The sequence below is a fragment of the Citrobacter telavivensis genome (assembly GCA_009363175.1).
GTDB lineage: Bacteria > Pseudomonadota > Gammaproteobacteria > Enterobacterales > Enterobacteriaceae > Citrobacter_A > Citrobacter_A telavivensis.
The window spans coordinates 2974672-2998374 of record CP045205.1 but is presented as its reverse complement, the minus strand read 5'-3'; the positions used below and the strand labels follow the sequence as shown (position 1 = coordinate 2998374).

The window sequence follows — 23703 nt, the reverse complement described above, 5'->3', positions numbered from 1 at the left end:
ATTCTGTCAACAAATATTGACAGCATGACGGAAAAACAGGCGTTTCGGCGTAAAGTTACGCGGTCAACGCCTGCGACAACATTATTTCTCTCGCGAGGAGCCGTTTTTCTGCACTGTCTCTTTGAGCTGACCGACCAGCTGACGACGGAAATCCCCCAGACGCGGTTTGTCATCATCTATCCATGGCAACGGACGGCAAAGTTCCATCGCTTTGATCCCCAGTCGCGCGGTTAACAGCCCTGCCCCAATCCCCTGCGCGGCACGGGTCGACAGGCGCGCGGCGAGATCCTGCGACATCCAATCCATCCCCACTTCCCGCACCAGCTCGCTGGCCCCGGCAAAGGCGATATTGAGCAACACCAGACGGAACAGACGCAAACGGCTGTAATAGCCCAGCTCAATACCGTACAGCGTGGCAATACGGTTAATCAGTCGCAGATTGCGCCAGGCAATAAACGCCATATCCACCAGCGCCAGCGGGCTGACCGCGATCATCAGCGTCGACTCCGCCGCCGAACGGCTGATTTCGCGCCGCGCCTGGGCATCGAGCACCGGCTGAACCAGATGGGCGTAGAGGCTGACCACCTCGCGATCGTTTTGCGTTTCGTGAATCGAGGCGTACCAGCGCTGTAGCGCCGGATGCGACTGATCGATTCCGGCCTGCTGCGCCAGTTTCTCGCAGAAGGCCCGCCCTTTTCCGGCACCGTGACTGTGCAGCAGGTCGCGCGCTTCATCGCGCTCATGCGCACGCTGACGCAAACGCCACAGGCGTCGCCATTCGGTTGCCACCGATCCAACGCCCGCGCCGATAATCAGCGCCCCGGCCGCGCAGCCACCGAGCGCCACCCAATCCTGCGTTTGCCAGGCGTTCATCGTCCACTGTACGCCCTGTCCAACCACGCTTACGCCGAACAGCCCCAGACCGCCCATCACCATCTTGCGCCACAAACTGCGCTTCGGGCGCAGCGCCGCATCAATTACCGCTTCGGCCTGCCCCTCTTCTTCCAGAGGCTCATCGACGGTGGCCGGGGCAAAGGACTGGGCTTGCGTCTCGCTAAACGTTTGTTGCGCTTTAAAAGCCGGGTTCTGCTCGACTTCAAGCGGACCGGCAAAATCAATCCGCGGTTTTATCGGTTCGCTCATCGCAATTTATCTCCTATTAAAAACTCCAGCGCGGCATCCAGGCGAATGTGCGGCAGTGGCTTATCGACATCCATCTTTTGTGGTCGAAAAGCTTCAAACTGAAATCCCTGATTGTCCCAGAACGCCTGTCCCGGCAGTCGTGCCGGCACTTCGCCGGGGTAGACCGTCAGGGGCGATCCGTCGCTTAAGCGATTTCCGCGCAGCGCCGGGATCTTCTCGCCGTTAACGTCAATCAACCCGCTGGTGGTTGCCTGGACGGAAGCCAGCCCCAGACAATCCATGCTGATCCCCTCAAACGCCGCGTTCTGCCAGGCGTCCTGAATCAACTGCTGCAACAGCGACACCATATTGGCGTGCTGGTCGATAGTCACGTGGTCCGCTTTGGTGGCGGCAAACAGCAACTTGTCTATCACCGGAGAAAACAGCCGACGAAACAACGTGCGCTGTCCGTAATGGAAACTTTGCATCAGTTGGGTTAGTGCAAGGCGCATATCGTTGAACGCCTGCGGCCCACTGTTGAGTGGTTGCAGACAATCCACCAGCACGATCTGACGGTCGAAGCGCAAAAAGTGGTTCTTATAGAACCCCTTCACCACCTTTTCGCAGTAGTAGTTAAAGCGTTCGCGCAGCATCCCGGCGTTGGTGTGTTTATCCGCCTGGGCCAGTCTGGATTCCCCCCACGCGTCCACATCCGGCCAGGGGAAAAATTGCAGTGCCGGCGCGCCAGCCATATCACCAGGCAGCACGAACCGCCCCGGCTGGATGAAATGCAACCCCTGCTGTTTGCACTGATGCAGGTATTCTGTCCACGCCGCCGCGATGTCGGCCAGGCGATTCTCATCGGCGGTTGCCAGCGGATCCAGTCCTTGCGTCAGTTGTCGCCATTTCGCCGACCATTCTGCCCGCTGTCCGGTGAGCAACCCGGTCATCTGCCGTGACCAGCTCAGATAATCCTGCGCCAGCATCGGCAGGTCGAGCAGCCATTCGCCGGGATAATCGACAATCTCCAGATACAGCGTCGACGTCTCTTTGAAGTGACGCAGCAGAGAATCATTGGATTTATAGCGTAGCGCCAGGCGAATTTCGCTGACCCCGCGGGTTGGCGTCGGCCACGTCGGCGGATCGCCATACAGCTGGGCCAGCCCTTCATCGTAGGTAAAGCGGGGAATGCCAAAATCGCGCTGGGGAACCCGCTTCACCCCGAGCAGGCGCTCTTCACGCACCGCGCTAAGCAGCGGCAATCGCGCCCCGGCATGGATATTCAATAACTGGTTAACCATTGCGGTGATAAATGCGGTTTTTCCGCTCCGGCTCAGCCCGGTGACCGCGAGGCGCAAATGTCGGTCTACGCCGCGATTAACCAGCGCATTGAATTCATTGGTGAGTCTCTTCATCGCCATCCCGTTATGCCTGAAGACCAGAAAAAAGTATAACGCATACCTTTATTGTGGGGGCAGGTCGTTGATTATCAACCGTGTTGTGGTACTGGAAAAGCAAGTGCGACACCGTTACACCTGAAAAGCGGTTTAATGGCATGAATACGTCAGGACGATGCGTTATCAGCAATGCCGCACAAATAACGCATTATTTTAAATTAAATTTGATAACGTTTATTTCTCTACCCGATTCTTATCCGTCCCCCTGTTCATCCCGCGCCAGACAATGTCTCCCATTGACACCAAATATATTGCATTGTATAAAACCCCGCTTCAATAATGAGTTTCATTTGCATTAATAATAATTTGAATGAAGGGTAGCGGTTAATGAAAAAAGTCATTTGCGCATTCGGCATGGTGTTCGCGTCCGTCAGTGCTGCTCAGGCAACGACCTATCCACTGACTCTGGAGAACTGTGGATACACTGAAACGTTCACCAAAGCGCCAGAACGCGTCGTGGCTCTCGGGCAGAATACCGTTGAGATTCTGCTGCTGTTAGGTTTGCAGAATAACGTGATCGCCAGTGCATTTTGGCCGACCAAAGTGCTGCCTCAGTTGGCTGAACAAAATGCCAAAATCAAAACGCTCACGGTAGAAATTCCCACTCTTGAATCCATCCTTGCGCAAAACCCGGATTTCGTTCCCGCACAGTTACCTTTGTTATTAGGGCCTGAAAGTAAGGTAGCAAAACGTGAAGATTTGCTTACCGTCGGCGTAAACAGCTATTTATCGCCAGGCATGTGCGCCACAAAGAAAGCGGCCGGCGATTTATATGGCAGTCGTCAGACCCTGTGGGATATGACCTATCTCTATAAAGAGATTGAAGATTTCGCGAAAATTTTCAATGTGGAAGACAGAGGTCAGGCTGTTATCGCCGATTTTAAAAAGCGTGAAGCCGATCTCCGCCAGGAGTTCGGTAACAGCAAGAAAGATCTCTCTTTTGTTTTTTGGTTCTCCAGTGCATCCCCTTCTGCCGATGCTTACGTCGGCGGTAAAAACAGTGCTTCCGGGTTCATTGCCAACGTGCTGGGTGGACACAACGCCATCACCTCTGAGACAGAATGGCCGACGGTGAGTTGGGAAAGCGTTATCGCAGCCAACCCGGACGTCATTGTGGTATCCAGCCTTGACCGTAACCGCTGGGCGCTTGATAACGCTGAAGAGAAAATCAAATTCCTGAAAAGCGATCCTGCCGTCAGTCAGTTAGACGCCGTGAAAAAAGGCCATATTGTGGTTATGGACGGTCAGGCGATGAACCCGACTATCCGCACCCTTTACGGTGCTGAACAGGTTGGCGAGCAGCTCAGAAAACTGGGGCTGAACTGATGACATCTGCGGTACTTCAGACACGACAGGGTCTGCTTCTTACCAGCTCATGTTTACTCGCTATCCTGCTTTTGTTTCTCACGATTGCCACTGGGGTCAGCGTGGGTGAGTTGTCTATCCCGCTGCGGGACGTTTTCTACGCCATCAGCAACAGAATGGGACTCACCGATATCCCGCTCAGCCGCATCTATGAAAGTGTGATTTGGGACTTTCGCCTGAGCCGCGCGCTGGTCGCGGCATGCTGTGGGGCGGGTCTCGCAATCTGTGGTGCAGTACTGCAAAGTCTGTTGAAGAATGCACTGGCGGAACCCTATGTGTTAGGGGTATCTGCGGGCGCATCAACCGGTGCGGTTTCCGTTGTTGTTTTGGGGATTGGTACGGGCGCGGTCTCCCTCTCTGCTGGCGCATTTGCCGGGGCATTTGCAGCCTTTGCCTTTGTCGCCTTTCTGACAAACGGCGCGCGAGGGGGTAACGAACGAACTATTCTGGCTGGCGTGGCGGCTTCCCAGCTCTTCAATGCCATCACGGCTTATACCATCAGCACCTCCGCTAGCGCGCAACAGGCTCGCGACGTGATGTTCTGGCTGCTGGGCAGTTTCAGCGGCGTACGCTGGCCTGAGTTCCAGTTAGCGTTGATTGTGGTACTGACCGGACTGGCAATATGCCTTTACTATTCGCGTGCGCTGGATGCCTTTACCTTTGGCGACGATGCCGCCGCGTCTTTGGGGATTGCTGTTCCCTGGGTACGTCTTGCCCTTTTCACCACCACCGCGTTCATCACCGCCACTATCGTCAGCATGGCTGGCTCAATTGGTTTTGTAGGGCTGGTGGTTCCACATGTCATGCGCTTCTTCTTTGGGCCGCTGCATCGCACATTGCTTATTGCCAGCGCACTTGCTGGCGCGATCCTGATGGTGCTGGCGGATATCGCGTCGCGTTTATTGATAGCGCCGCAAAGTTTGCCGGTTGGCGTGGTAACCGCCCTGGTCGGTGTCCCCTTCTTTGCCGTGATCATTTACCGCTCAAGGAATAAGTGATGAGTATTGCCGCTGAAAATGTGACCTGGAAAGTCGGTAAAAAGGTTATCGTCAACAATGTCTCGCTCAACGTCGCGCCCGGTAAGACCGTTGGATTACTTGGGCCAAACGGTTGTGGGAAATCATCACTTTTACGCATCCTGGCAGGATTACGTCGCCCGGATATCGGCAACGTGACGCTGGACGGAAAAAACCTATCCCGTATACCCAAAAAGCAACTTGCCCGTCGGGTAGCTTTCGTTGAACAACACGGCATGACCGATGCAAACATGCGCGTGCGTGATGTCGTAAAACTTGGCCGCATTCCCCATCACTCCCCCTTCTCTAACTGGAGCACGCACGACGACGAAACGGTCAACGCAGCCTTACAGCGGGTTGATATGCTGGAAAAATGCGAACAAGGTTGGCTCAGTTTATCCGGCGGTGAACGCCAGCGGGTACATATCGCCCGTGCGCTGGCGCAAGCCCCCACCGAAATTCTACTGGACGAACCCACCAACCACCTGGATATTCACCATCAAATGCAATTAATGCATCTGATCAGTGAACTGCCAGTGACCAGCATTGTGGCTATCCACGATCTCAACCATGCGTCTATGTTCTGTGACTCGCTGATGGTTATGCAACGTGGGCAGATTGTGGCAACGGGAACGCCGCAGGACATTCTGAGCGAGGAACTGCTTTGGGACGTTTTCCGGGTTAAGACCCGAATCGAAATCTCGCCTTTCCATGGCAAAAAACATATCCACTTCCTGGTGTAAGGCCGTGTAATGCGTCTCTCTGCGTGGTCCCTGCGACCAGCCACAACCCTCCACCCGCCTGTTCTGCTGGGCAGCCAGTTTGCCTTTAATATCGGTTTTTACGCGGTCGTGCCATTTCTCGCCCTCTTTCTGCGCGACGATATGCTGCTCTCTGGTGGACTTATTGGGCTGGTGCTGGGATTGCGCACCTTCTCACAGCAAGGAATGTTTATTGTCGGCGGCGCCCTCTCCGATCGTTTCGGGGCAAAAATTGTCATCCTCTTCGGTTGTATGGTTCGTGTTCTGGGCTATCTGCTTCTGGCCTATGGACAATCGCTGGGCCCCATCATTCTGGGCGCGTGTCTGACGGGAATCGGCGGGGCGCTGTTCTCCCCGTCAATTGAAGCCCTGCTGGCAAAAGCAGGCACGCAAAGCGAAGCCCGCGGAAAGCGCAGCCGTGCGGAATGGTTTGCCCTGTTTGCGGTTTGTGGGGAGCTTGGCGCGGTACTCGGCCCGGCGATGGGTGCGCTGATGACGGGGATCGGTTTTCGACAAATCGCGCTGGCTGGGGCCGGTGTGTTTCTTATCGCGTTAATCGTTCTCTACTTCTTCCTGCCTGCCTCTGACCACAACAAACAGACGCTCAACATTCTCCCGTGGTGGACGACCTTTCGTCAGCCTCGCTTCGTTGCCTTTATCATCGCCTACAGTTCGTGGTTGTTGAGCTACAACCAACTCTACCTGGCTTTGCCGGTGGAGCTCCAGCGTTCGGGTGGCAGTGAAAAGGACCTCGGTCCACTCTTTATGCTGGCCTCGGTACTGATTATTTTATTTCAGCTTCCGCTCGCGCGTGTCGCGAGGCGGGTTGGTGCCGTCAGGATACTGCCTGTGGGGTTTTTGTTGCTCTCAGCCGCGTTTGCGAGTGTGGCCTTTTTTGCCGCGACAGAACCGCCGCAGGGAGGATTACGGTTAATACCGTCAGTCTGTCTGGTCACGCTATTAACGCTGGGCCAGATGCTGCTGGTACCGTCGGCAAAGGATGTCATCCCTCAGTTCGCCAATGAATCGACGTTGGGCGCACACTATGGTGCGCTCTCCACCGCAGGGGGATGCGCAGTGCTGGCGGGTAATTTGCTGCTTGGTCGTTTACTGGACAATGCGCTTGTTCCGTCAACACAAGCGATTTATCCCTGGCTTTTACTGGCGTTGTTTCCGCTCTGTAGCGCTGCGGCCCTGGTGCTGATTTGCCGTCCGCTACGCACAGCGCGAATCGCTGAAACCTGAACGGCGGGAAAATCACCAAACGAACGATCATAAAATCAGTGCACTATTGCTGGCATTCTTCCTGGGAGGCTATAGTCGTTACTCCCTCTCACTTCGTCAGGAGCACCCTATGCCAGAGTTCTGTTTTTATCAAAAAGGGCAGCACACCAGAACACTGAAACGATCCGACGCGGATGCCGCATTGCGACTGACTGAGCAGGGCTACGAGAAGCAATTTGAAGAGATCAATGCCGCAGATGAAGAACAGGCGCTTGCCCGTTTTGCAGATATCCGCAAGGAAAAACAGATCGATCAGCAAAACTTTTTAGCCGGTGCGGGCGTCATGCCGCTCATCGGGATTTTAGCGACAGCGATAACGACCATTTTAGGAAAAAAGAAAGGCTAGCAGCCCAACAATCGACGCTGTGGGCTGTTACAGATGAAGACAAGGGAAATGATTAAAGACTGCGGAAATTAACTTCCGGAATAACGTTTTGATATTTTCGCCGCCATGCGGCTTAAAAATGGCTCCAGTGCCAGAGCCAGCAGCATTTTCAGTGGACGGCGGGCGACGGATTTCACCGCCCACCCTGCGACACCCGCCGGGCCGTAGCGTAGTGCGGTCAGAAGCACCAGCTTTCCTGCTATTTTCATTCCGGGTCTTACCTTCTGCCCGGCGCGTTGCCAGCGATTGCTCATCTCAGCCCTCTTAAATGACTTACAACTGACGGAAACGGCTACGTAAGGTAAACGTGTCCGAGGTGACATACCGTTCCATTTCCCGCAAGCGTTTCTCCCCCGCCGCCAGCTCTTTATCGACGATATCCAACAGCTCGCCGCTGGACGGTTGCTGTTCGCCAGCCGCGAGGTTGTCCGGCATCGGATCGAGCACAAACGCCAGAATGATGTAGGCGACCAGGGTGAAAAAGGCCAGCCCGAAGAAGATCGACAACACCACTAAAATGCGCACCAGTTTAACCGGCACATCAAGATATTGCGCGATCCCCGCGCAGACGCCCCGCACCATGCCTTGTTGTGGAATGCGCCATAATTTTTTGTTCAGATCAATGCCGCCCATTAGCGATCCCTCCAGTTCGGATGTTCCGCATCAAGAATATCTTCCAGCGCCTGGATACGTTCACGCATGCGTTGCGCGTCGTCGGTCAACTGAACTAAACGTTGCTGTTCGCTTTGCGATAACTCCCCGCGACTGGAACGGTTGCTGTAATGCAGCCATAACCAAATCGGTAACACAAACAGCACGAAAATGGTTAACGGAATGGCCAGAAATAGCGCGCTCATGAGTACTCCTTACAGGTGATGAGCGGCGGCGCGTTCGGGCACCGCCAGGTATTATTATTGCTTGTCTTGCTGCATTTTGGCTTTCAGCTGTGCCAGTTGCTCGCTGATTTCATCATCCGCTTTCAGGTCGGCAAACTGCTGATCCAACGTTTTCTGTTTGCCAAAGTTGTGGCTTTCCGCTTCGGCTTCCATGTGGTCAATGCGACGCTCGAAAGATTCAAAGCGCGCCATCGCTTCATCCAGCTTACCGCTGTCCAGTTGACGACGCACGTCACGGGATGAGTTCGCCGCCTGATGACGCAGCGTCAGCGCCTGCTGACGAGCGCGGGTTTCGCTGAGTTTGTTTTCCAGCTCGCCAATCTCTTTCTTCATGCGCGTCAGCGTATCGTCCACCAGCGTCACTTCATGTTCCAGAGAGCCAATCAGATCGGTCAGCTTCTGCTTCTCGATCAGTGCGGCACGGGCCAGATCGTCTTTCTCTTTACGCAGCGCCAGTTCCGCTTTCTCCTGCCACTCGGTTTGCTGAGCCGTTGCCTGTTCGATTCGACGTGATAACTGTTTCTTTTCCGCCAGCGCACGTGCCGAGTTAGAACGCACTTCAACCAGCGTATCTTCCATTTCCTGAATCATCAGACGAACCAGCTTCTGCGGATCTTCCGCTTTCTCAAGCAGTGCGTTGATGTTGGCATTCACGATGTCGGCGAAACGAGAAAAAATACCCATAATTCTATCCTCACATTTTTCTGATGTCGGGCGATGCCCTGCTGACTCTCTAATACAATCTGCGTGCCAACTTTTTAATCCTTTGATTTTGCTTGATATGTACCGTTTTACCTCGACAGAAAAACAAGGTAAAGTGGTTAAATACACTAACATGTGGCGAAATTCATCATGGCTGAATACAAAGATAATCTGTTAGGGGAAGCCAACAGTTTTCTGGAAGTGCTGGAGCAGGTTTCCCGCCTTGCGCCGCTGGACAAGCCGGTACTGATCATCGGCGAGCGCGGAACCGGTAAGGAACTGATTGCCAACCGCCTGCATTATCTCTCCTCTCGCTGGCAGGGACCGTTTATTTCGCTCAACTGCGCGGCGCTGAATGAAAACCTGCTCGACAGCGAACTGTTCGGTCATGAAGCCGGCGCGTTTACCGGTGCGCAAAAACGTCATCCGGGGCGCTTTGAACGGGCCGACGGCGGCACGCTGTTTCTGGATGAACTTGCTACCGCGCCAATGCTGGTGCAGGAAAAACTGCTCAGAGTGATTGAATATGGCGAACTGGAGCGCGTCGGCGGTAGCCAACCGTTGCAGGTGAACGTGCGTCTGGTTTGCGCCACCAATGCGGACCTTCCGGCGATGGTCAATGAAGGCACCTTCCGCGCGGATCTCCTTGACCGTCTGGCGTTCGACGTGGTGCAACTGCCGCCGCTGCGCGAACGTCAGGCCGATATCATGCTCATGGCAGAACACTTTGCCATTCAGATGTGTCGTGAAATTCGCCTGCCGCTGTTTCCCGGATTTACGCCACATGCCAGAGAAGCGCTGCTGAACTACGGCTGGCCGGGGAATATCCGTGAATTAAAAAATGTGGTTGAGCGTTCGGTATACCGACATGGCACCAGCGAGTCGCCGCTTGATGAGATTGTGATCGATCCGTTTCAGCGTCACGTGCCAACGCCCCCCGTCGCAGAAACCGCGACAACGGGCCCCTCGCTTCCCCTCGATTTACGCGAGTTTCAGCAACAGCAGGAGAAAACGTTACTGCAAACGAGTCTGCAACAGGCAAAGTTCAACCAGAAGCGGGCGGCACAATTGCTGGGACTGACCTATCATCAGTTGCGCGCACTGCTCAAAAAACATCAGATTTAACGCTTGCCACCCCCTGATTGCGCATATTTGCGCCAGTTGCCCGCAGACATTTGTACCTGGCGGGCGATAGTGCGATACACTTTGCAAATCGTACCTAAAAACCTTAAAAATTATGCGCCTGGTTTTATCGTCTCTGGTAGTGATGGCTGGACTTCTGAGTGCTCAGGCTACTGCTGCGCCTGAAATCACCCCGCGTGAAGATATCCGCGACAGTGGCTTTGTCTATTGCGTGAGTGGGCAGGTCAACACCTTTAATCCGCAGAAAGTGAGCAGCGGGCTGATCGTTGACACCCTCGCCGCCCAGCTCTATGACCGGCTGCTGGATGTCGATCCCTACACCTATCGTCTGGTCCCGGAACTGGCAGAAAGCTGGGAGGTGCTGGATAACGGCGCAACCTACCGCTTCCACCTGCGTCGCGACGTGGCGTTTCAAAAAACGGCCTGGTTTACCCCCTCCCGCAAACTGAATGCCGACGACGTGGTCTTTACTTTTCAGCGCATCTTTGATCGCAACCATCCGTGGCATAACGTCAACGGCGGCAATTTCCCCTATTTCGACAGCCTGCAGTTTGCCGATAACGTGCAGAGCGTGCGTAAGCTTGACAACAACACGGTGGAATTTCGGCTGACGAAACCGGACGCCTCTTTCTTATGGCACCTGGCAACCCACTATGCGTCCGTGATGTCGGCTGAATATGCCGGGCAACTGGCAAAGCAGGATCGCCAGGAACAGCTTGACCGCCAACCGGTCGGTACCGGTCCGTTCCAGCTTTCAGAGTATCGCGCCGGACAGTACATTCGCCTGCAACGGCATGAACAATTCTGGCGGGGTAAACCGTTGATGCCGCAGGTGGTGGTGGATCTGGGCTCTGGCGGAACCGGACGCTTATCAAAACTGCTCACCGGTGAATGTGATGTGCTGGCCTGGCCTGCCGCCAGCCAGTTGACTATCCTGCGTGACGACCCGCGCCTGCGTTTGACGCTGCGTCCGGGGATGAACATCGCTTACCTGGCGTTTAACACTGACAAACCCCCGCTGAATAACCCGGCGGTTCGCCACGCGCTGGCGCTGGCAATCAATAACCAGCGTCTGATGCAGTCCATCTATTACGGCACGGCAGAAACGGCAGCCTCTATTTTACCTCGCGCCTCGTGGGCGTATGACAACGAGGCTAAAATAACAGAATACAATCCGGCCAAATCCCGCGAGCAGCTTAAGGCGCTGGGGCTGGAGAATCTGACGCTGCGGCTGTGGGTGCCGACCAGTTCGCAGGCGTGGAACCCCAGCCCGCTGAAAACGGCTGAGCTGATCCAGGCGGATATGGCGCAGGTTGGGGTGAAAGTGGTGATTGTACCGGTTGAAGGTCGTTTCCAGGAGGCGCGGTTGATGGACATGAACCATGATCTGACGTTGTCCGGATGGGCAACCGACAGTAACGATCCGGACAGTTTCTTCCGCCCGTTACTCAGCTGCGCGGCCATCAATTCGCAAACCAACTTCGCCCACTGGTGCGATCCGGAATTCGACAACGTGCTGCGCAAGGCGCTCTCTTCTCAGCAGCTTTCCGCGCGTATTGATGCGTATGATGAAGCGCAGAACATTCTCGCCAAAGAGTTGCCGATCCTGCCGCTTGCCTCGTCGCTGCGTTTGCAGGCCTATCGATATGACATTAAAGGTCTGGTGTTGAGTCCTTTTGGTAACGCCTCTTTCGCCGGCGTGTCGCGCGAAAAAAACGATGAGGTGAAAAAGCCATGATTATCTTCACCCTGCGTCGTTTTCTGTTGCTGTTGGTCACCCTGTTTTTTCTGACCTTTATTGGCTTCAGCCTCAGCTATTTTACACCGCATGCGCCGCTTCAGGGGGCATCGCTGTGGAATGCGTGGGTGTTCTGGTTCAATGGCCTCATTCACTGGGATTTTGGTGTCTCCAGCATCAACGGACAGCTCATCTCTGAGCAGCTTAAAGAGGTGTTCCCGGCCACCATGGAGCTGTGCACGTTGGCGTTTGGCTTTGCGCTAATGGTGGGGATTCCGGTGGGCATGCTGGCGGGGATCACCCGCAACAAGTGGCAGGATCGCCTGATCAGCGCCCTCGCCCTGCTCGGTTTTTCAATCCCCGTATTCTGGCTGGCGCTCCTGCTGACCCTTTTCTTTTCGCTGAACCTCGGCTGGCTGCCGGTGTCAGGCCGCTTCGATCTGTTGTACGAAGTTAAGCCGGTCACGGGTCTCGCTATTATCGACGCCTGGATCTCTGACTCCCCCTGGCGTGATGAAATGGTGATGAGCGCCGTGCGTCATATGGTATTGCCGGTGCTGACGCTGGCCGTCGCGCCGACCACCGAAGTAATTCGCCTGATGCGCATCAGTACCATCGAGGTGTTCGATCAGAATTACGTTAAAGCCGCGGCCACGCGCGGTCTGTCACGGTTTACGATCCTGCGCCGCCATGTGTTGCATAACGCCTTACCGCCAGTGATCCCTCGTCTTGGCCTGCAGTTTTCAACCATGCTGACGCTGGCGATGATTACTGAAATGGTCTTTAGCTGGCCCGGGCTGGGCCGCTGGCTGATCAACGCCATCCGCCAGCAGGATTACGCCGCGATTTCCGCCGGCGTAATGGTGATTGGTTCGCTGGTCATCATCGTTAACGTGATTTCTGATATTTTGGGTGCTATGGCTAACCCTCTGAAACATAAGGAATGGTATGCCTTACGATAGCGTTTATAGCGAAAAGCGCCCGCCAGGTACGCTACGCACCGCATGGCGCAAATTTTATGGCGATACCACGGCAATGGTCGGCCTGTACGGATGTGCGGGACTGGTGGTGCTATGCGTGTTTGGCAACTGGTTTGCACCGTATGGCATCGATCAACAGTTCCTCGGCTATCAGTTGCTACCGCCGTCCTGGTCACGCTATGGCGAAGTTTCCTTTTTCCTTGGTACCGACGATCTGGGACGTGATGTCCTGAGCCGCCTGCTCAGCGGCGCGGCCCCTACGGTGGGCGGCGCGTTTGTCGTTACGCTCGCCGCGACGCTGTGCGGACTGCTGCTGGGTGTTGTCGCAGGGGCGACGCACGGTCTGCGTTCCGCCGTGCTTAACCATATTCTTGATACGCTGCTGTCGATTCCGTCTTTGCTGCTGGCGATTATCGTCGTCGCCTTCGCCGGGCCGCATTTAACCCATGCCATGTTTGCCGTCTGGCTGGCGCTGCTGCCGCGCATGGTGCGCTCGGTCTACAGTATGGTGCATGACGAGCTGGAAAAAGAGTACGTTATCGCGGCACGTCTTGATGGCGCCTCGACGCTCAACATCCTCTGGTTCGCCATTCTGCCCAACATTACCGCGGGTCTTATCACTGAAATCACCCGCGCATTGTCAATGGCGATCCTCGACATCGCCGCGCTGGGTTTTCTCGATCTTGGCGCACAACTCCCCTCTCCGGAATGGGGGGCCATGCTGGGCGATGCGCTGGAGTTGATTTACGTTGCGCCGTGGACGGTGATGTTGCCCGGTGCGGCAATCATGATAAGCGTTCTGCTGGTCAACCTGCTGGGTGACGGCATTCGCCGCGCCATCATTGCGGGGGTGGAATAATGCCGTTACTGGATATCCGCAACCTGACGATTGAATTTAAAGCCGGCGAAGAGTGGGTCAAAGCCGTCGATCGCGTCAGCATGACCTTAAGCGAAGGTGAGATTCGCGGGCTGGTGGGTGAATCAGGTTCGGGTAAAAGCCTGATTGCCAAAGCCATCTGCGGCGTAGCCAAAGACAACTGGCGCGTCACCGCCGACCGGATGCGTTTTGACGATATCGACCTGCTGCGCCTTTCGCCGCGCGAACGACGCAAACTGGTGGGACATAACGTCTCAATGATCTTCCAGGAGCCGCAGTCGTGTCTGGATCCCTCCGAGCGTGTGGGTCGCCAGTTGATGCAAAACATTCCGGCATGGACCTATAAAGGCCGCTGGTGGCAGCGTATTGGCTGGCGCAAACGTCGCGCCATTGAACTGCTGCACCGCGTGGGGATTAAAGATCATAAAGACGCGATGCGCAGCTTCCCTTATGAACTGACCGACGGTGAATGCCAGAAGGTGATGATCGCCATCGCGCTGGCGAATCAGCCGCGACTGCTGATTGCGGACGAACCCACCAACGCGATGGAACCGACCACCCAGGCGCAGATCTTCCGTCTGCTGACACGACTGAATCAGAACAGCAATACCACTATTCTGCTGATCAGCCATGACCTGCAAATGCTTAGCCAGTGGGCAGATAAAATTAACGTGCTGTACTGTGGTCAGACGGTGGAAACGGCACTGAGCAAAGAGCTGGTGACGACGCCGCATCATCCGTACACGCAGGCGCTGATTCGCGCCATTCCCGACTTTGGTAGCGCCATGCCGCACAAGAGTCGTCTTAACACGATGCCCGGAGCCATACCGTTGCTGGAACAATTGCCGATCGGCTGCCGTCTGGGGCCGCGCTGTCCCTATGCACAGCGCGAATGTATTGAAACGCCGCGTCTGACCGGGGTGAAAAACCATCTCTACGCCTGTCATTTCCCGCTAAACATGGAGAGAGAGTGAGATGGTCGAGACCTTACTCGAAGTCCGCAATCTGAGTAAAACCTTCCGCTATCGTACGGGCTGGTTTCGTCGCCAGACCGTGGAAGCCGTAAAACCGCTGAGCTTTACGCTGCGCGAACGCCAGACGCTGGCCATCATTGGTGAAAATGGCTCCGGTAAATCGACGCTGGCAAAAATGCTGGCAGGCATGGTTGAACCGACCGGCGGTGAACTGCTGATTGACGATCATCCGCTCGAATTTGGTGACTATTCGTTTCGCAGTCAGCGTATCCGTATGATTTTCCAGGATCCGTCAACGTCACTGAACCCGCGCCAGCGTATTTCGCAAATCCTCGATTTTCCGCTGCGCTTGAATACCGATCTTGAGCCGGAACAGCGACGCAAACAGATCATCGAGACCATGCGGATGGTAGGACTGCTGCCCGATCACGTCAGCTACTATCCCCATATGCTGGCGCCGGGACAAAAACAGCGTCTGGGGTTGGCGCGTGCGATGATCCTGCGTCCGAAAGTGATTATTGCCGATGAGGCACTGGCGTCGCTCGATATGTCGATGCGCTCGCAGCTCATCAACCTGATGCTGGAATTGCAGGAAAAACAGGGCATTTCGTATATCTACGTGACTCAGCATCTGGGGATGATGAAGCACATCAGCGATCAGGTGCTGGTGATGCACCAGGGGGAAGTCGTCGAGCGCGGCAGTACCGCGGATGTACTGGCCTCTCCGCTGCATGAACTGACCAAACGCCTGATTGCCGGGCATTTTGGTGAGGCATTGACGGCGGATGCGTGGCGCAAAGATCGGTAAAGAGTAAAGGCAGAAATTATTCTGCCTTTTCTTAACCCCGAGACGACACATAATGTTTTTATTTATAGGTTACATTATAAACCACTGTGGCAGAAACCGAGCCCGCTTTAACTGCCGCGCTGGTGGTTCTGTAATAACGAGCCGTCATGGCGATAGCGGTATTTCCTTCAACGGCATCGCCTACCTTAAAGGTTTCATTCAGTTTCGCCGGGTTATTATTGACTAACAGCTGGACACCGACCCCCGAGGCCGTTGAGTTGCCATTTAAAGCCAGCACACCATCGTCCTGTGCGTCAGTGTCCTCGGTGCCATCAAGCAGCAAATTGACAGAGACGTTATTATTGCACTTCAGTGAAATCTCAAACGGCGTATCCTCAGCCGTACTTCCCTTATGGGAGAGGTCGTTGGCACTGACCGGTTTGAGCAAAACACGTGAAGGCGTAGCAGCATCGACACTACAGCTGGGGACAACCACGGTACCGGTAATATGGTAGGTGATGGCGGGATAGCCATCCGTGGTAAAGGGCGTAACGGTCGTATTAATGATGCCGGGCTTTGCCGGGGCGCCGCCGCCGTATACACTAAGAGCACCTATCATAATAATGCCTTCGTGACTTTGTGGGTTCCAGCATTCAGATTCCATACAGAATTTATTCCATGTGGCGGCAATCGTGACCGGAGGCGAGGCATTGTGCAATGAATTATACCAGCCGTCATAGGCTCTGGTATAAAATTTAAAACCAAGACCACTCCAGGAACCATCCGATAACAGCGCTTTTTCAAGATCGTTGGTGCCCGGTACGGCATTGGTTATTTTCCCTACATAAGTAAAATAACCCGAGCAGGATATCGCTGCGGCGGTCTCGACATCAGCTTGGGTTCCAAGTAAATCTTTATATTCAATGCTGGTGCTGTTATCCGCATCGCCTGGAATAGTGATGGTGCCGATGTCAATATTCATAACCCCGGTGGTGCCTGAACAACTGGCATGCACTGAGCAGGTGAGTGTCAACAGTGAAACAAAAATGCTGATCAGTATGAAAATGATATTTTTTGCTTTCATAATTTCGCAGTTAAGATATTGTTTGTAGAGGTAATTGTTTGAATCTGTCACGGTTTGAACTGGGGTATTATAATATCTATTATGCTATGCGCATATTTATGTCGGGTGTAAAAACAGACCCGGTAAAAACTTGGGTAACGCTTCCAATTAGTTGAATTGTCATGAATTATTGGGGCCCTTATTGAAAAATACATGTTCTACTAATTGGAGGCATCACCAAACCGTGAATAAAAGAGAAACGTTTAATTAATAATTTGTGACTAGCGACATTCATTACTAAACCGCTGAATAGCCGTTTGCTTAGTGTCATCCTCAATACCGGGCGCAAGCATGTAGCTAACCGAACATTGTGATGCGCTACCCTCACCCCATTTTACTTTCAACGCCCCTTTCAGCTCCACGACGCGGGCATAGATCGTGCTCCCCTGCGCAACGGTACCAACGCTATGGTCTTTTTCGTCATAGACCTCAGCACCAAACGGCAGCGCTTTGCCTGCGTAGGACGAGGTAATTAAAATCGGCGTGCCTTTCTCCGCGTTGAACTTCACTTTCACGACAGCGCCATAGCGAGGGACCACTTTTTGCGATGTATTGTCCAACTCGACATTGCGGGACGTGCCTTTCGGATCGATTGATACATCACTCAACTGATAGGGACTTGAAGCCGGCAGCAGCGCATAACCAAACCTGTCAACCTTAATCCCGGGATATGACGGCACTGTTGCCCCTTCTGCGCCTTTCGCTTCCACCAGCGTGAAGGTATCGCTGTTATAAGGTGAGAGCGTCAGGCCACCGGAGTGGGCAACCATCGCCCCGGACATGCTCAGAGACGTGCTGCGGTAGTCCGGCCCCTGACTGTAACTGCCTGACATCTGTGCCACACGGCTCCGATACGAACCGCCGACGCTCGCGGAAGTTCCGGCCTCACTGTCATGCGTGCCGCTGGCGTTCCAGGACAATTGATTATCCGTTCCCGCGCTTCCTGAAATCATCGCCTGTTCACCCGAACGACCATTTGAGTCCTGGTTGTAGCTCAGACTCATTTGTGGTGCATAGTTGCTGTCGTGGTTTTCCCACAGGGGGAATGACAGATTCAAATAATAACTGGTCTGCGATTCGCCCCAGGCATCCTGGCTACGGCTAACGTTGATGCTGTAGCTCAGTTGTTTATAGTGATTCGAGTAACCAAACTGATACTGGCGCTCATAATTATCTTGTCCCCAATAGTCCTGTAAAGAACCACTGAGATAGAGTTGGCCCCAGTCATCAGCCAGTCCCTGGCTTATCGTGACTGTGAAACGGTTTTTTTCACGCTGGATGGTATTTCTGTCTTCGCCATCTTTAACCGCCTGAATGCTTTCCATTGCAGTCATATAATCCATATAACCGCTGCTCGAAAAACGGTATGCAGCAAGCGTTATGTTACTATTGGTTTCATTAATAAGCTTGCTGTAGCTCACCTGATAGCTTTGGCCGGAAATATCCTGCTTATCTGGTGACGGCAAATGCGTCTGCGATTGTGTGACGTCAAAAGCGATCGCACCGATTTGCAGCCCCAGCGCCGTCCCCACCTTAACCGCCTGATAATCTTTATTGGCCTGTAAACCGGTATAGCCGGTAATCAGGTTGGAGAAACCGCGTTGATAAGTCGCTTCAGCCAGGTTCGGATCGCTTGAAACACTGTCACTACGCAGTTTACCCAAGCTCAGGCTGTAACGCTGACTGCCTGGGCGCAAGAGCTGAGACACCGAGGCATAAGGAATCGAAAAATTCTGCTGAGAGCCATCGGCCTCTTCAATAGTGACATCCAGGTTGCCGCCGTAACCGGTTGGATAGAGATCGTTGATGACGAAAGAGCCCGGCGAAACGGTGGTCTCATAAATGGTCTGCCCGCTCTGTTTCACCGTCACTTTCGCATTGGTTTTCGCGATACCGCGGATTTCAGGCGCATAACCACGCTGTGATTCCGGCAGCATACGTTCGTCGCTGGCGACCTGAACGCCGGTAAATGGCACCGTATCGAACAATTGCCCACTGGTGTTGGACTGCCCAGCCACCAAACGACCAGAAATACGCGGTAAATCGTGCTGAATGTAAGTATTCAGAACGCTGTAGCGTCCCCCGGTTCCATCGGCCCAGTTATACGACCCATTATGGCGTAAATACCAGGAGCCGATATTCAACCCGCTGTTAATGGCGGTATAAAACGACTTTGAATCGTAGCCATTATTTTTAGATTGATACGCGTTCATGTTATAACTCAGCATCATCGCCGGAATACCGCTGTCCCACATAGAGGCAGGCACTGACCCGCGGGGCTGTTTATTAATATAAATCTGCGGTATAGAGATGTTTAACTGCTGATTCTGGTTATCAAAATCCAGCTCAGCTTCAGGAACGATCGCTTTAAGGTTGATACATTCTGTTTTGTCAGTGAGGGAATCCCACTGAGTAAAGTTAATTTGTTCTTTCTTGAAATTAATCAAATTGAGCACATTCAGCGGAATACAGGGGATGACATTTTTGTTATCTGCCGCCTTGAACTCGACTTCCGCCACGGTCAGCGTTTGTTGATTCAACGCCACAGCGATTTTATAAACACCCGGCAGAACGTTAGCTCCGTTGGAGAAACGGGCTAAATCTACGGACTGTCCCGCCGGCTGTTTTACAAAGTCAGAATCAAACTCCACTTGCTCCTCTGCCGGGGGAGCCGGCACGTCCCCCGTGGCGGCCACCGAACATTGCATAATGAAAATGTTTAGTACTAAAAACAAAATAACTGAGAACAAGATAATCATAATATTTCCACCAGAGGCAGAGCTTAAGACTATTTGCCCTGGTTATGTTTGACCGCAGCGCCATAGTCATTAATTGAGGTAAAAGTAATCGCGTTAATATCACTGATTGCACTTACATTTTTAAAATGAAAGTCAGAACTGCTTCCCGGCGCGATCATTTTTCCATCTTCAACGTGTTTACTCCCCCCCTGGGTATAGGTCACTGTCCCGAGAGTAATATAATAAGGTGTAGGGTTTGTGGCTTTTACACCGCCATTACTGATTGACCATTGCAATGCGTCTGGCGCATCACCGGCACTACCGCTTAAACCTTGCGGACGATAAAAAAGCTTTATTCGGGTTCTGAACGCGATACTAAGATGATTATTCTCAGCGGCATTTTTTGACTTCGCTGGGATCTCCAGAACGTTCAAATAAAATATGGATTCTTTATTCGTCGCAATCCCCTTGCCATCAACCAGACTAATCCTTAACGTCTGCCCCTTTCCGGCATCGACGCGATTAATGGGAGGTGTTAATACAAACGGTGAAATAATTTTATCCGGCGTTGCGGATTGATTGCCATCATCAATCCAGCTTTGTGCCAGCACCGGTGCTTTGCCGGAGTTTTTCATGTTTACAGTGACTTCGTTTTGCTCCGCGGGATAAATAACGCGGGTTCCGCTTAGCACAATACCAGCACAAGAGAGAGTGCTATAACTTAATGCTGTCATCCCTGATAGCGCTACGAATAAAAACTTTACTTTACGTCTGGACAGAATCATAGGAATAAACATATTGTCATAACACTCTTTGGTCGATTATTTATAAATCAGGTCGTAAACGACTTTGCCTTGTACCGCACCAGCACCCAGGGTGGCGCCTGATACTTTGTAGTACTCAACAAAGTAAGAAAGGGTTCCCTTTTTACTCGTGGTGTCAGGCACGACATATTGCGCGGAACCTGTCTGCCCTGCATCGCCGACAAGAATAGCGGTGTCGTCATTACCATTTGATAATTGCAGACTTACGCCGGTTGCGGCACCAGTCGTAGCGATATTATTCAGATGCCCGGTTGCGGAATCCACCTGAATACCATCAGGTTCAAAAAACGTCCCGACCTTGGTATCTGGATCCGTCAGCGTACAATTTGCCAACTCAATGGTAAACGGTGTACGCCCGGCGGTAGCATCAGTGAACGCAGAGACGGCGACCGGTGGCAATGTTACGGTCCCGTCGGCCTCAACGCCGTTCACTGTCGCCTCACAAGTAGAAGAGGTAATTTTACCCTCAAAGGTGATGGTGCCGCTTGACGCTCCAGGGGCGGCATAGGAGGCATTCACCATGCCCATAGATGCGGATGCAATAAGACCCACTTTAAAAAAAACAGATAGTTTCATTTTCGTTCCTAAAAATAGAATGATGCCCTGACCGCGAGTCTATAGCTGTTCCTGAGATAATTTTATTTGCGTATAAAAAACAGAAGGCAATATACAATAACAACGCATTCATCGTTGCAAAACATTCCTTCCATCTATTATAAATCAGCCACCCATTTAGTCCCCATGCAATTTATACAGCTTGAATAGAAAACATGAGTGAAAATGTCTATCACAAGAACCAACTCTCCACTAACGAAGAATATTGTATTTATGGAAACATTCGAATGCAATGTAGCCTCAATCCAGAATTACACACCCCCACACGTTATTTATTCGTAAATTGCAATATTTTGGCGGTGTAATTTTAGACACTTATTCTGGATCCAGTGATAGACATGAATAAGTCATAATTGGAAAGTTATTCTCTTTCATTACCAGGATTCAGCACCACCATGTCAGATTCACCGACCATTGACATTTTTTTGCATGAAAACAAGCCTGAACAATCATTCCAGGAGTTACTCACTGCTCTGAATACTCAGGCGATACCCCTACTGACACGTAAGGGAACGGTACTACAGTATGCAACCGATGAGATAAAATACTGTTATTTGCTGCATAAAGGGCATGTGGTGATCAACCGCACAATAGATGGATTGTCGTTAAACTCTGAAACTGCCCCTTTTGTTTTTGGCTTTAGCATGTTGAGCGACATCCCTTGTCAGCTAACATTATGCACATCAGCAGATGCGGTCGTGAGCCGCCTTCCGCTTGGCGAGGCCATGGACATTATCCAGCAGCACGTGCTATGGGAGCCGCTTTCCCACGTGATGGTACATATTTCGTCCCGCATTTTTACGCATTGCACGCGTTTGTCTCAGCCAGGGGCTTACGGCGCCATACGCTATCTACTGTTTGACCTTTCGCTGGAGTCTGACGAGTTCAGAAAATCGGAATCGGTAGTAAATTACGTTCAAAACCGCTGTTTCTTGTCCCGCAGCGGGATTATGGCAGTACTTTCGACATTGCGCCGGGGAAACTACATTGAAATAAATAACGGAAAATTAATTAAAATTAATTACTTACCAACAAAGTTTTGAGCTTAAGCATGATCTGGTGAGCTTTGTTGTAACGTTTTGCAACTCTTTGTCTATAATTATCAAAGAGACATGTCATTCGGTATAACTGTTTTATGGATGAAAAAGCATTAACTCCACCGGCACTCAATACCCCCCACCCATGGTCAAAAACGTTGGTTGAGGCATTATTGCCTTTTGTCACACCTCGTACTTACCGAAAGGGAATTAGGCTTGATTTTCTTGAGGCAAACACTCCGGTTTGTCGATTAATCCTCAGTGGCTCTGTTGAGGTACATCGCACCGCAGACCATCTGCTCGTGGTACGTGCCCCATCATTTACTATCCTGGGCCTGGGAGTCACCGGCAGCTATATTATTACCGCAGAGCCCTGCAAAATCGCGACCCTGCCTTTAGTGGAGGTGCATCAGCACATCCAGGAACTGGGTTTGTGGGAAGTGCTGGCTAAACATATGGTCGTGGTGAGCAGTAAACTGTTTTCTTACAGTCGACAATTGAGCGCGCCCACCGCCTATGAAGTGATTTGCAGTCAACTGATTGAGTTGATGCATGAGTCAGAATCCTTACGTAAAACACTTTCCGTTGAGCGCTTCATTCGTGACAGAACCCATCTTTCTCGCAGCAGCATCATGAAAATCCTTGCCGACCTCAAGTTAGGTGGTTATATCAGCATCGAAAATGGACGACTGATAGCTATCCATCATTTGCCGCAAAAGTATTGATTAAATGAGGTTGGATCAGTACAGACAGCGACTGCTGATATAATAGAAAAGTGCTGGTTTTCTGCTCCGTGACGCGAACCACTTTCAGCACTATGTAAAAATCACGTGACAATTCAGGCGTATAGTGGGCTATAATTTCAGCCTGCTATCTCTTTTATTCTGGCTACATTCGTCATAACCGAATGAATATAAAGCTAAAATAAGCAATGACATAAGGATTTAAGCTATGGGTTTTCTTTCCGGTAAGCGTATTCTGGTGACCGGTCTTGCCAGCAAACTTTCCATCGCCTGGGGTATCGCGCAGGCGATGCACCGCGAAGGCGCGGAACTGGCATTCACCTACCAAAACGACAAACTGAAAGGCCGCGTGGAAGAATTTGCTGCTCAGCTGGGTTCAAACATCGTTCTGCAGTGCGATGTGGCAGAAGATGAAAGCATCGACACCATGTTCGCAGAGTTGGCCAAAGCCTGGCCGAAATTTGACGGTTTCGTTCACTCTATCGGCTTTGCTCCTGGCGACCAACTGGACGGTGACTATGTGAACGCGGTCACCCGCGAAGGTTTTAAAATCGCTCACGACATCAGCTCCTACAGCTTTGTGGCGATGGCGAAAGCCTGCCGTTCTATGCTGAACCCGGGCTCTGCCCTGCTGACGCTTTCTTACCTGGGCGCTGAGCGCGCGATCCCGAACTACAACGTGATGGGTCTGGCAAAAGCGTCTCTGGAAGCAAACGTCCGTTATATGGCGAACGCGATGGGTCCGGAAGGTGTACGTGTTAACGCTATCTCTGCGGGTCCAATCCGTACGCTGGCGGCTTCCGGCATTAAAGATTTCCGTAAGATGCTGGCACACTGCGAAGCAGTCACCCCGATTCGTCGCACTGTGACCATCGAAGATGTGGGCAACTCTGCGGCGTTCCTGTGCTCCGATCTGTCTGGCGGTATCTCCGGTGAAGTGGTTCATGTCGACGGTGGCTTTAGCATCGCTGCAATGAACGAACTGGAACTGAAATAATCGTTCCGACTTCCCCTGTGGGCGGTGCCCTGCCGCCCATGTTCTAAAACCTTCCCCGCAATATAGCTTTTTGATCTTTGTTATCACGCAACAATCTTTCATCCCTTCCCCCGCTTACGCCAGGATAAAGCAGCGAAAA

24 protein-coding genes are annotated in these 23703 nt (G+C 52.6%); 14 read left to right on the top strand and 10 right to left on the bottom strand.

The features are described from left to right. Positions 1-81 precede the first annotated feature (81 nt). Positions 82-1143 (bottom strand): TIGR01620 family protein, encoded by a 1062-nt coding sequence (locus GBC03_16645; protein ID QFS71716.1) that lies wholly within the window; start codon positions 1141-1143, stop codon positions 82-84. Then, on the bottom strand, positions 1140-2537 hold the full coding sequence (locus GBC03_16640) for a YcjX family protein (protein ID QFS71715.1): 1398 nt from the start codon (positions 2535-2537) through the stop codon (positions 1140-1142). The genes GBC03_16645 and GBC03_16640 overlap by 4 nt, the downstream gene beginning before the upstream one ends. A 369-nt stretch (positions 2538-2906) precedes the next feature. Here GBC03_16640 and GBC03_16635 point away from each other — a divergent pair, with 369 nt between their 5' ends. From GBC03_16635 to GBC03_16615, 5 genes are all read left to right on the top strand, one after another. Next, the gene (locus GBC03_16635; GenBank protein QFS71714.1) at positions 2907-3905 is read left to right on the top strand and encodes an ABC transporter substrate-binding protein; all 999 of its coding nucleotides are present in this window, start codon (positions 2907-2909) and stop codon (positions 3903-3905) included. After that, positions 3905-4942, top strand: coding sequence for an iron chelate uptake ABC transporter family permease subunit (locus tag GBC03_16630; protein ID QFS71713.1), 1038 nt, complete (start codon positions 3905-3907; stop codon positions 4940-4942). The genes GBC03_16635 and GBC03_16630 overlap by 1 nt, the downstream gene beginning before the upstream one ends. Continuing rightward, positions 4942-5703, top strand: coding sequence for an ATP-binding cassette domain-containing protein (locus GBC03_16625; protein ID QFS71712.1), 762 nt, complete (start codon positions 4942-4944; stop codon positions 5701-5703). The genes GBC03_16630 and GBC03_16625 overlap by 1 nt, the downstream gene beginning before the upstream one ends. Before the next feature lie 9 nt (positions 5704-5712). Then, positions 5713-6966: an MFS transporter gene (locus tag GBC03_16620; GenBank protein QFS71711.1), complete on the top strand. Its 1254-nt coding sequence runs from the start codon at positions 5713-5715 to the stop codon at positions 6964-6966. 109 nt (positions 6967-7075) lie between these two features. Further along, the gene (locus GBC03_16615) at positions 7076-7351 is read left to right on the top strand and encodes a hypothetical protein (protein ID QFS71710.1); all 276 of its coding nucleotides are present in this window, start codon (positions 7076-7078) and stop codon (positions 7349-7351) included. A 68-nt stretch (positions 7352-7419) separates the two neighbouring features. On the opposite strand, the gene pspD is transcribed toward GBC03_16615, so the two are convergent. From pspD to pspA, 4 genes are read right to left on the bottom strand one after another with little or no spacing between them, the layout of a single operon-like run. After that, on the bottom strand, positions 7420-7644 hold the full coding sequence (pspD, locus tag GBC03_16610; protein ID QFS71709.1) for a phage shock protein PspD: 225 nt from the start codon (positions 7642-7644) through the stop codon (positions 7420-7422). Positions 7645-7663: 19 nt separating this feature from the next. Next, positions 7664-8023 carry an envelope stress response membrane protein PspC gene (pspC, locus tag GBC03_16605; GenBank protein ID QFS71708.1) on the bottom strand — a complete coding sequence of 120 codons (360 nt, stop codon included), beginning with the start codon at positions 8021-8023 and terminating at the stop codon, positions 7664-7666. Further along, a complete protein-coding gene (gene pspB, locus GBC03_16600; GenBank protein QFS71707.1) occupies positions 8023-8247 on the bottom strand; it encodes an envelope stress response membrane protein PspB in 225 nt (74 codons plus the stop codon). The genes pspC and pspB overlap by 1 nt, the downstream gene beginning before the upstream one ends. A 54-nt stretch (positions 8248-8301) precedes the next feature. Continuing rightward, entirely contained in the window at positions 8302-8970 is a 669-nt protein-coding gene (gene pspA, locus GBC03_16595) for a phage shock protein PspA (protein QFS71706.1), read from the bottom strand. Positions 8971-9138: 168 nt separating this feature from the next. Here pspA and pspF point away from each other — a divergent pair, with 168 nt between their 5' ends. The 6 genes from pspF to sapF all read left to right on the top strand — a co-directional run bounded on the left by pspF (position 9139) and on the right by sapF (position 15508). Continuing rightward, entirely contained in the window at positions 9139-10113 is a 975-nt protein-coding gene (gene pspF / locus GBC03_16590) for a phage shock protein operon transcriptional activator (GenBank protein ID QFS71705.1), read from the top strand. 112 nt (positions 10114-10225) lie between these two features. After that, on the top strand, positions 10226-11869 hold the full coding sequence (gene sapA / locus GBC03_16585; GenBank protein ID QFS71704.1) for a peptide ABC transporter substrate-binding protein SapA: 1644 nt from the start codon (positions 10226-10228) through the stop codon (positions 11867-11869). Further along, a complete protein-coding gene (gene sapB / locus GBC03_16580) occupies positions 11866-12831 on the top strand; it encodes a peptide ABC transporter permease SapB (GenBank protein QFS71703.1) in 966 nt (321 codons plus the stop codon). Before sapA ends, sapB begins: the two co-directional genes overlap by 4 nt. Beyond that, positions 12818-13708, top strand: coding sequence for a peptide ABC transporter permease SapC (sapC, locus tag GBC03_16575; GenBank protein ID QFS71702.1), 891 nt, complete (start codon positions 12818-12820; stop codon positions 13706-13708). The genes sapB and sapC overlap by 14 nt, the downstream gene beginning before the upstream one ends. Continuing rightward, complete coding sequence (sapD, locus tag GBC03_16570; protein ID QFS71701.1) at positions 13708-14700, top strand: peptide ABC transporter ATP-binding protein SapD; 993 nt, start codon at positions 13708-13710, stop codon at positions 14698-14700. The genes sapC and sapD overlap by 1 nt, the downstream gene beginning before the upstream one ends. Position 14701: 1 nt before the next feature. Further along, a complete protein-coding gene (sapF, locus tag GBC03_16565; GenBank protein ID QFS71700.1) occupies positions 14702-15508 on the top strand; it encodes a peptide ABC transporter ATP-binding protein SapF in 807 nt (268 codons plus the stop codon). Between the two features lie 58 nt (positions 15509-15566). On the opposite strand, the gene GBC03_16560 is transcribed toward sapF, so the two are convergent. From GBC03_16560 to GBC03_16545, 4 genes are all read right to left on the bottom strand, one after another. Further along, the gene (locus GBC03_16560; GenBank protein QFS71699.1) at positions 15567-16571 is read right to left on the bottom strand and encodes a fimbrial protein; all 1005 of its coding nucleotides are present in this window, start codon (positions 16569-16571) and stop codon (positions 15567-15569) included. 260 nt (positions 16572-16831) lie between these two features. Further along, positions 16832-19369: a fimbria/pilus outer membrane usher protein gene (locus GBC03_16555; protein ID QFS71698.1), complete on the bottom strand. Its 2538-nt coding sequence runs from the start codon at positions 19367-19369 to the stop codon at positions 16832-16834. A gap of 29 nt (positions 19370-19398) precedes the next feature. Then, positions 19399-20145 (bottom strand): fimbria/pilus periplasmic chaperone, encoded by a 747-nt coding sequence (locus GBC03_16550; protein QFS71697.1) that lies wholly within the window; start codon positions 20143-20145, stop codon positions 19399-19401. Between the two features lie 24 nt (positions 20146-20169). Then, a complete protein-coding gene (locus tag GBC03_16545; protein QFS71696.1) occupies positions 20170-20748 on the bottom strand; it encodes a type 1 fimbrial protein in 579 nt (192 codons plus the stop codon). Between the two features lie 434 nt (positions 20749-21182). Between GBC03_16545 and GBC03_16540 the strand changes: the two genes are divergently transcribed. The 3 genes from GBC03_16540 (at position 21183) to fabI (ending at position 23564) form a co-directional block, all read left to right on the top strand. Further along, positions 21183-21830, top strand: a complete 648-nt coding sequence (locus GBC03_16540; protein QFS71695.1) for a hypothetical protein — start codon at positions 21183-21185, stop codon at positions 21828-21830. 92 nt (positions 21831-21922) lie between these two features. Next, the gene (locus GBC03_16535; GenBank protein QFS71694.1) at positions 21923-22549 is read left to right on the top strand and encodes a hypothetical protein; all 627 of its coding nucleotides are present in this window, start codon (positions 21923-21925) and stop codon (positions 22547-22549) included. Positions 22550-22775: 226 nt separating this feature from the next. Further along, complete coding sequence (fabI, locus tag GBC03_16530; GenBank protein QFS71693.1) at positions 22776-23564, top strand: enoyl-ACP reductase FabI; 789 nt, start codon at positions 22776-22778, stop codon at positions 23562-23564. The last annotated feature ends 139 nt before the right edge of the window (positions 23565-23703 follow it).

What these genes read in the sequence shown, in the direction of transcription:
- GBC03_16645 (QFS71716.1), bottom strand. Translation starts at nt 1,143, where the DNA reads ATGAGCGAACCGATAAAACCGCGGATTGATTTTGCCGGTCCGCTTGAA.
- GBC03_16640 (QFS71715.1), bottom strand. Translation starts at nt 2,537, where the DNA reads ATGAAGAGACTCACCAATGAATTCAATGCGCTGGTTAATCGCGGCGTA.
- GBC03_16635 (QFS71714.1), top strand. Translation starts at nt 2,907, where the DNA reads ATGAAAAAAGTCATTTGCGCATTCGGCATGGTGTTCGCGTCCGTCAGT.
- GBC03_16630 (QFS71713.1), top strand. Translation starts at nt 3,905, where the DNA reads ATGACATCTGCGGTACTTCAGACACGACAGGGTCTGCTTCTTACCAGC.
- GBC03_16625 (QFS71712.1), top strand. Translation starts at nt 4,942, where the DNA reads ATGAGTATTGCCGCTGAAAATGTGACCTGGAAAGTCGGTAAAAAGGTT.
- GBC03_16620 (QFS71711.1), top strand. Translation starts at nt 5,713, where the DNA reads ATGCGTCTCTCTGCGTGGTCCCTGCGACCAGCCACAACCCTCCACCCG.
- GBC03_16615 (QFS71710.1), top strand. Translation starts at nt 7,076, where the DNA reads ATGCCAGAGTTCTGTTTTTATCAAAAAGGGCAGCACACCAGAACACTG.
- pspD (QFS71709.1), bottom strand. Translation starts at nt 7,644, where the DNA reads ATGAGCAATCGCTGGCAACGCGCCGGGCAGAAGGTAAGACCCGGAATG.
- pspC (QFS71708.1), bottom strand. Translation starts at nt 8,023, where the DNA reads ATGGGCGGCATTGATCTGAACAAAAAATTATGGCGCATTCCACAACAA.
- pspB (QFS71707.1), bottom strand. Translation starts at nt 8,247, where the DNA reads ATGAGCGCGCTATTTCTGGCCATTCCGTTAACCATTTTCGTGCTGTTT.
- pspA (QFS71706.1), bottom strand. Translation starts at nt 8,970, where the DNA reads ATGGGTATTTTTTCTCGTTTCGCCGACATCGTGAATGCCAACATCAAC.
- pspF (QFS71705.1), top strand. Translation starts at nt 9,139, where the DNA reads ATGGCTGAATACAAAGATAATCTGTTAGGGGAAGCCAACAGTTTTCTG.
- sapA (QFS71704.1), top strand. Translation starts at nt 10,226, where the DNA reads ATGCGCCTGGTTTTATCGTCTCTGGTAGTGATGGCTGGACTTCTGAGT.
- sapB (QFS71703.1), top strand. Translation starts at nt 11,866, where the DNA reads ATGATTATCTTCACCCTGCGTCGTTTTCTGTTGCTGTTGGTCACCCTG.
- sapC (QFS71702.1), top strand. Translation starts at nt 12,818, where the DNA reads ATGCCTTACGATAGCGTTTATAGCGAAAAGCGCCCGCCAGGTACGCTA.
- sapD (QFS71701.1), top strand. Translation starts at nt 13,708, where the DNA reads ATGCCGTTACTGGATATCCGCAACCTGACGATTGAATTTAAAGCCGGC.
- sapF (QFS71700.1), top strand. Translation starts at nt 14,702, where the DNA reads ATGGTCGAGACCTTACTCGAAGTCCGCAATCTGAGTAAAACCTTCCGC.
- GBC03_16560 (QFS71699.1), bottom strand. Translation starts at nt 16,571, where the DNA reads ATGAAAGCAAAAAATATCATTTTCATACTGATCAGCATTTTTGTTTCA.
- GBC03_16555 (QFS71698.1), bottom strand. Translation starts at nt 19,369, where the DNA reads ATGATTATCTTGTTCTCAGTTATTTTGTTTTTAGTACTAAACATTTTC.
- GBC03_16550 (QFS71697.1), bottom strand. Translation starts at nt 20,145, where the DNA reads ATGTTTATTCCTATGATTCTGTCCAGACGTAAAGTAAAGTTTTTATTC.
- GBC03_16545 (QFS71696.1), bottom strand. Translation starts at nt 20,748, where the DNA reads ATGAAACTATCTGTTTTTTTTAAAGTGGGTCTTATTGCATCCGCATCT.
- GBC03_16540 (QFS71695.1), top strand. Translation starts at nt 21,183, where the DNA reads ATGTCAGATTCACCGACCATTGACATTTTTTTGCATGAAAACAAGCCT.
- GBC03_16535 (QFS71694.1), top strand. Translation starts at nt 21,923, where the DNA reads ATGGATGAAAAAGCATTAACTCCACCGGCACTCAATACCCCCCACCCA.
- fabI (QFS71693.1), top strand. Translation starts at nt 22,776, where the DNA reads ATGGGTTTTCTTTCCGGTAAGCGTATTCTGGTGACCGGTCTTGCCAGC.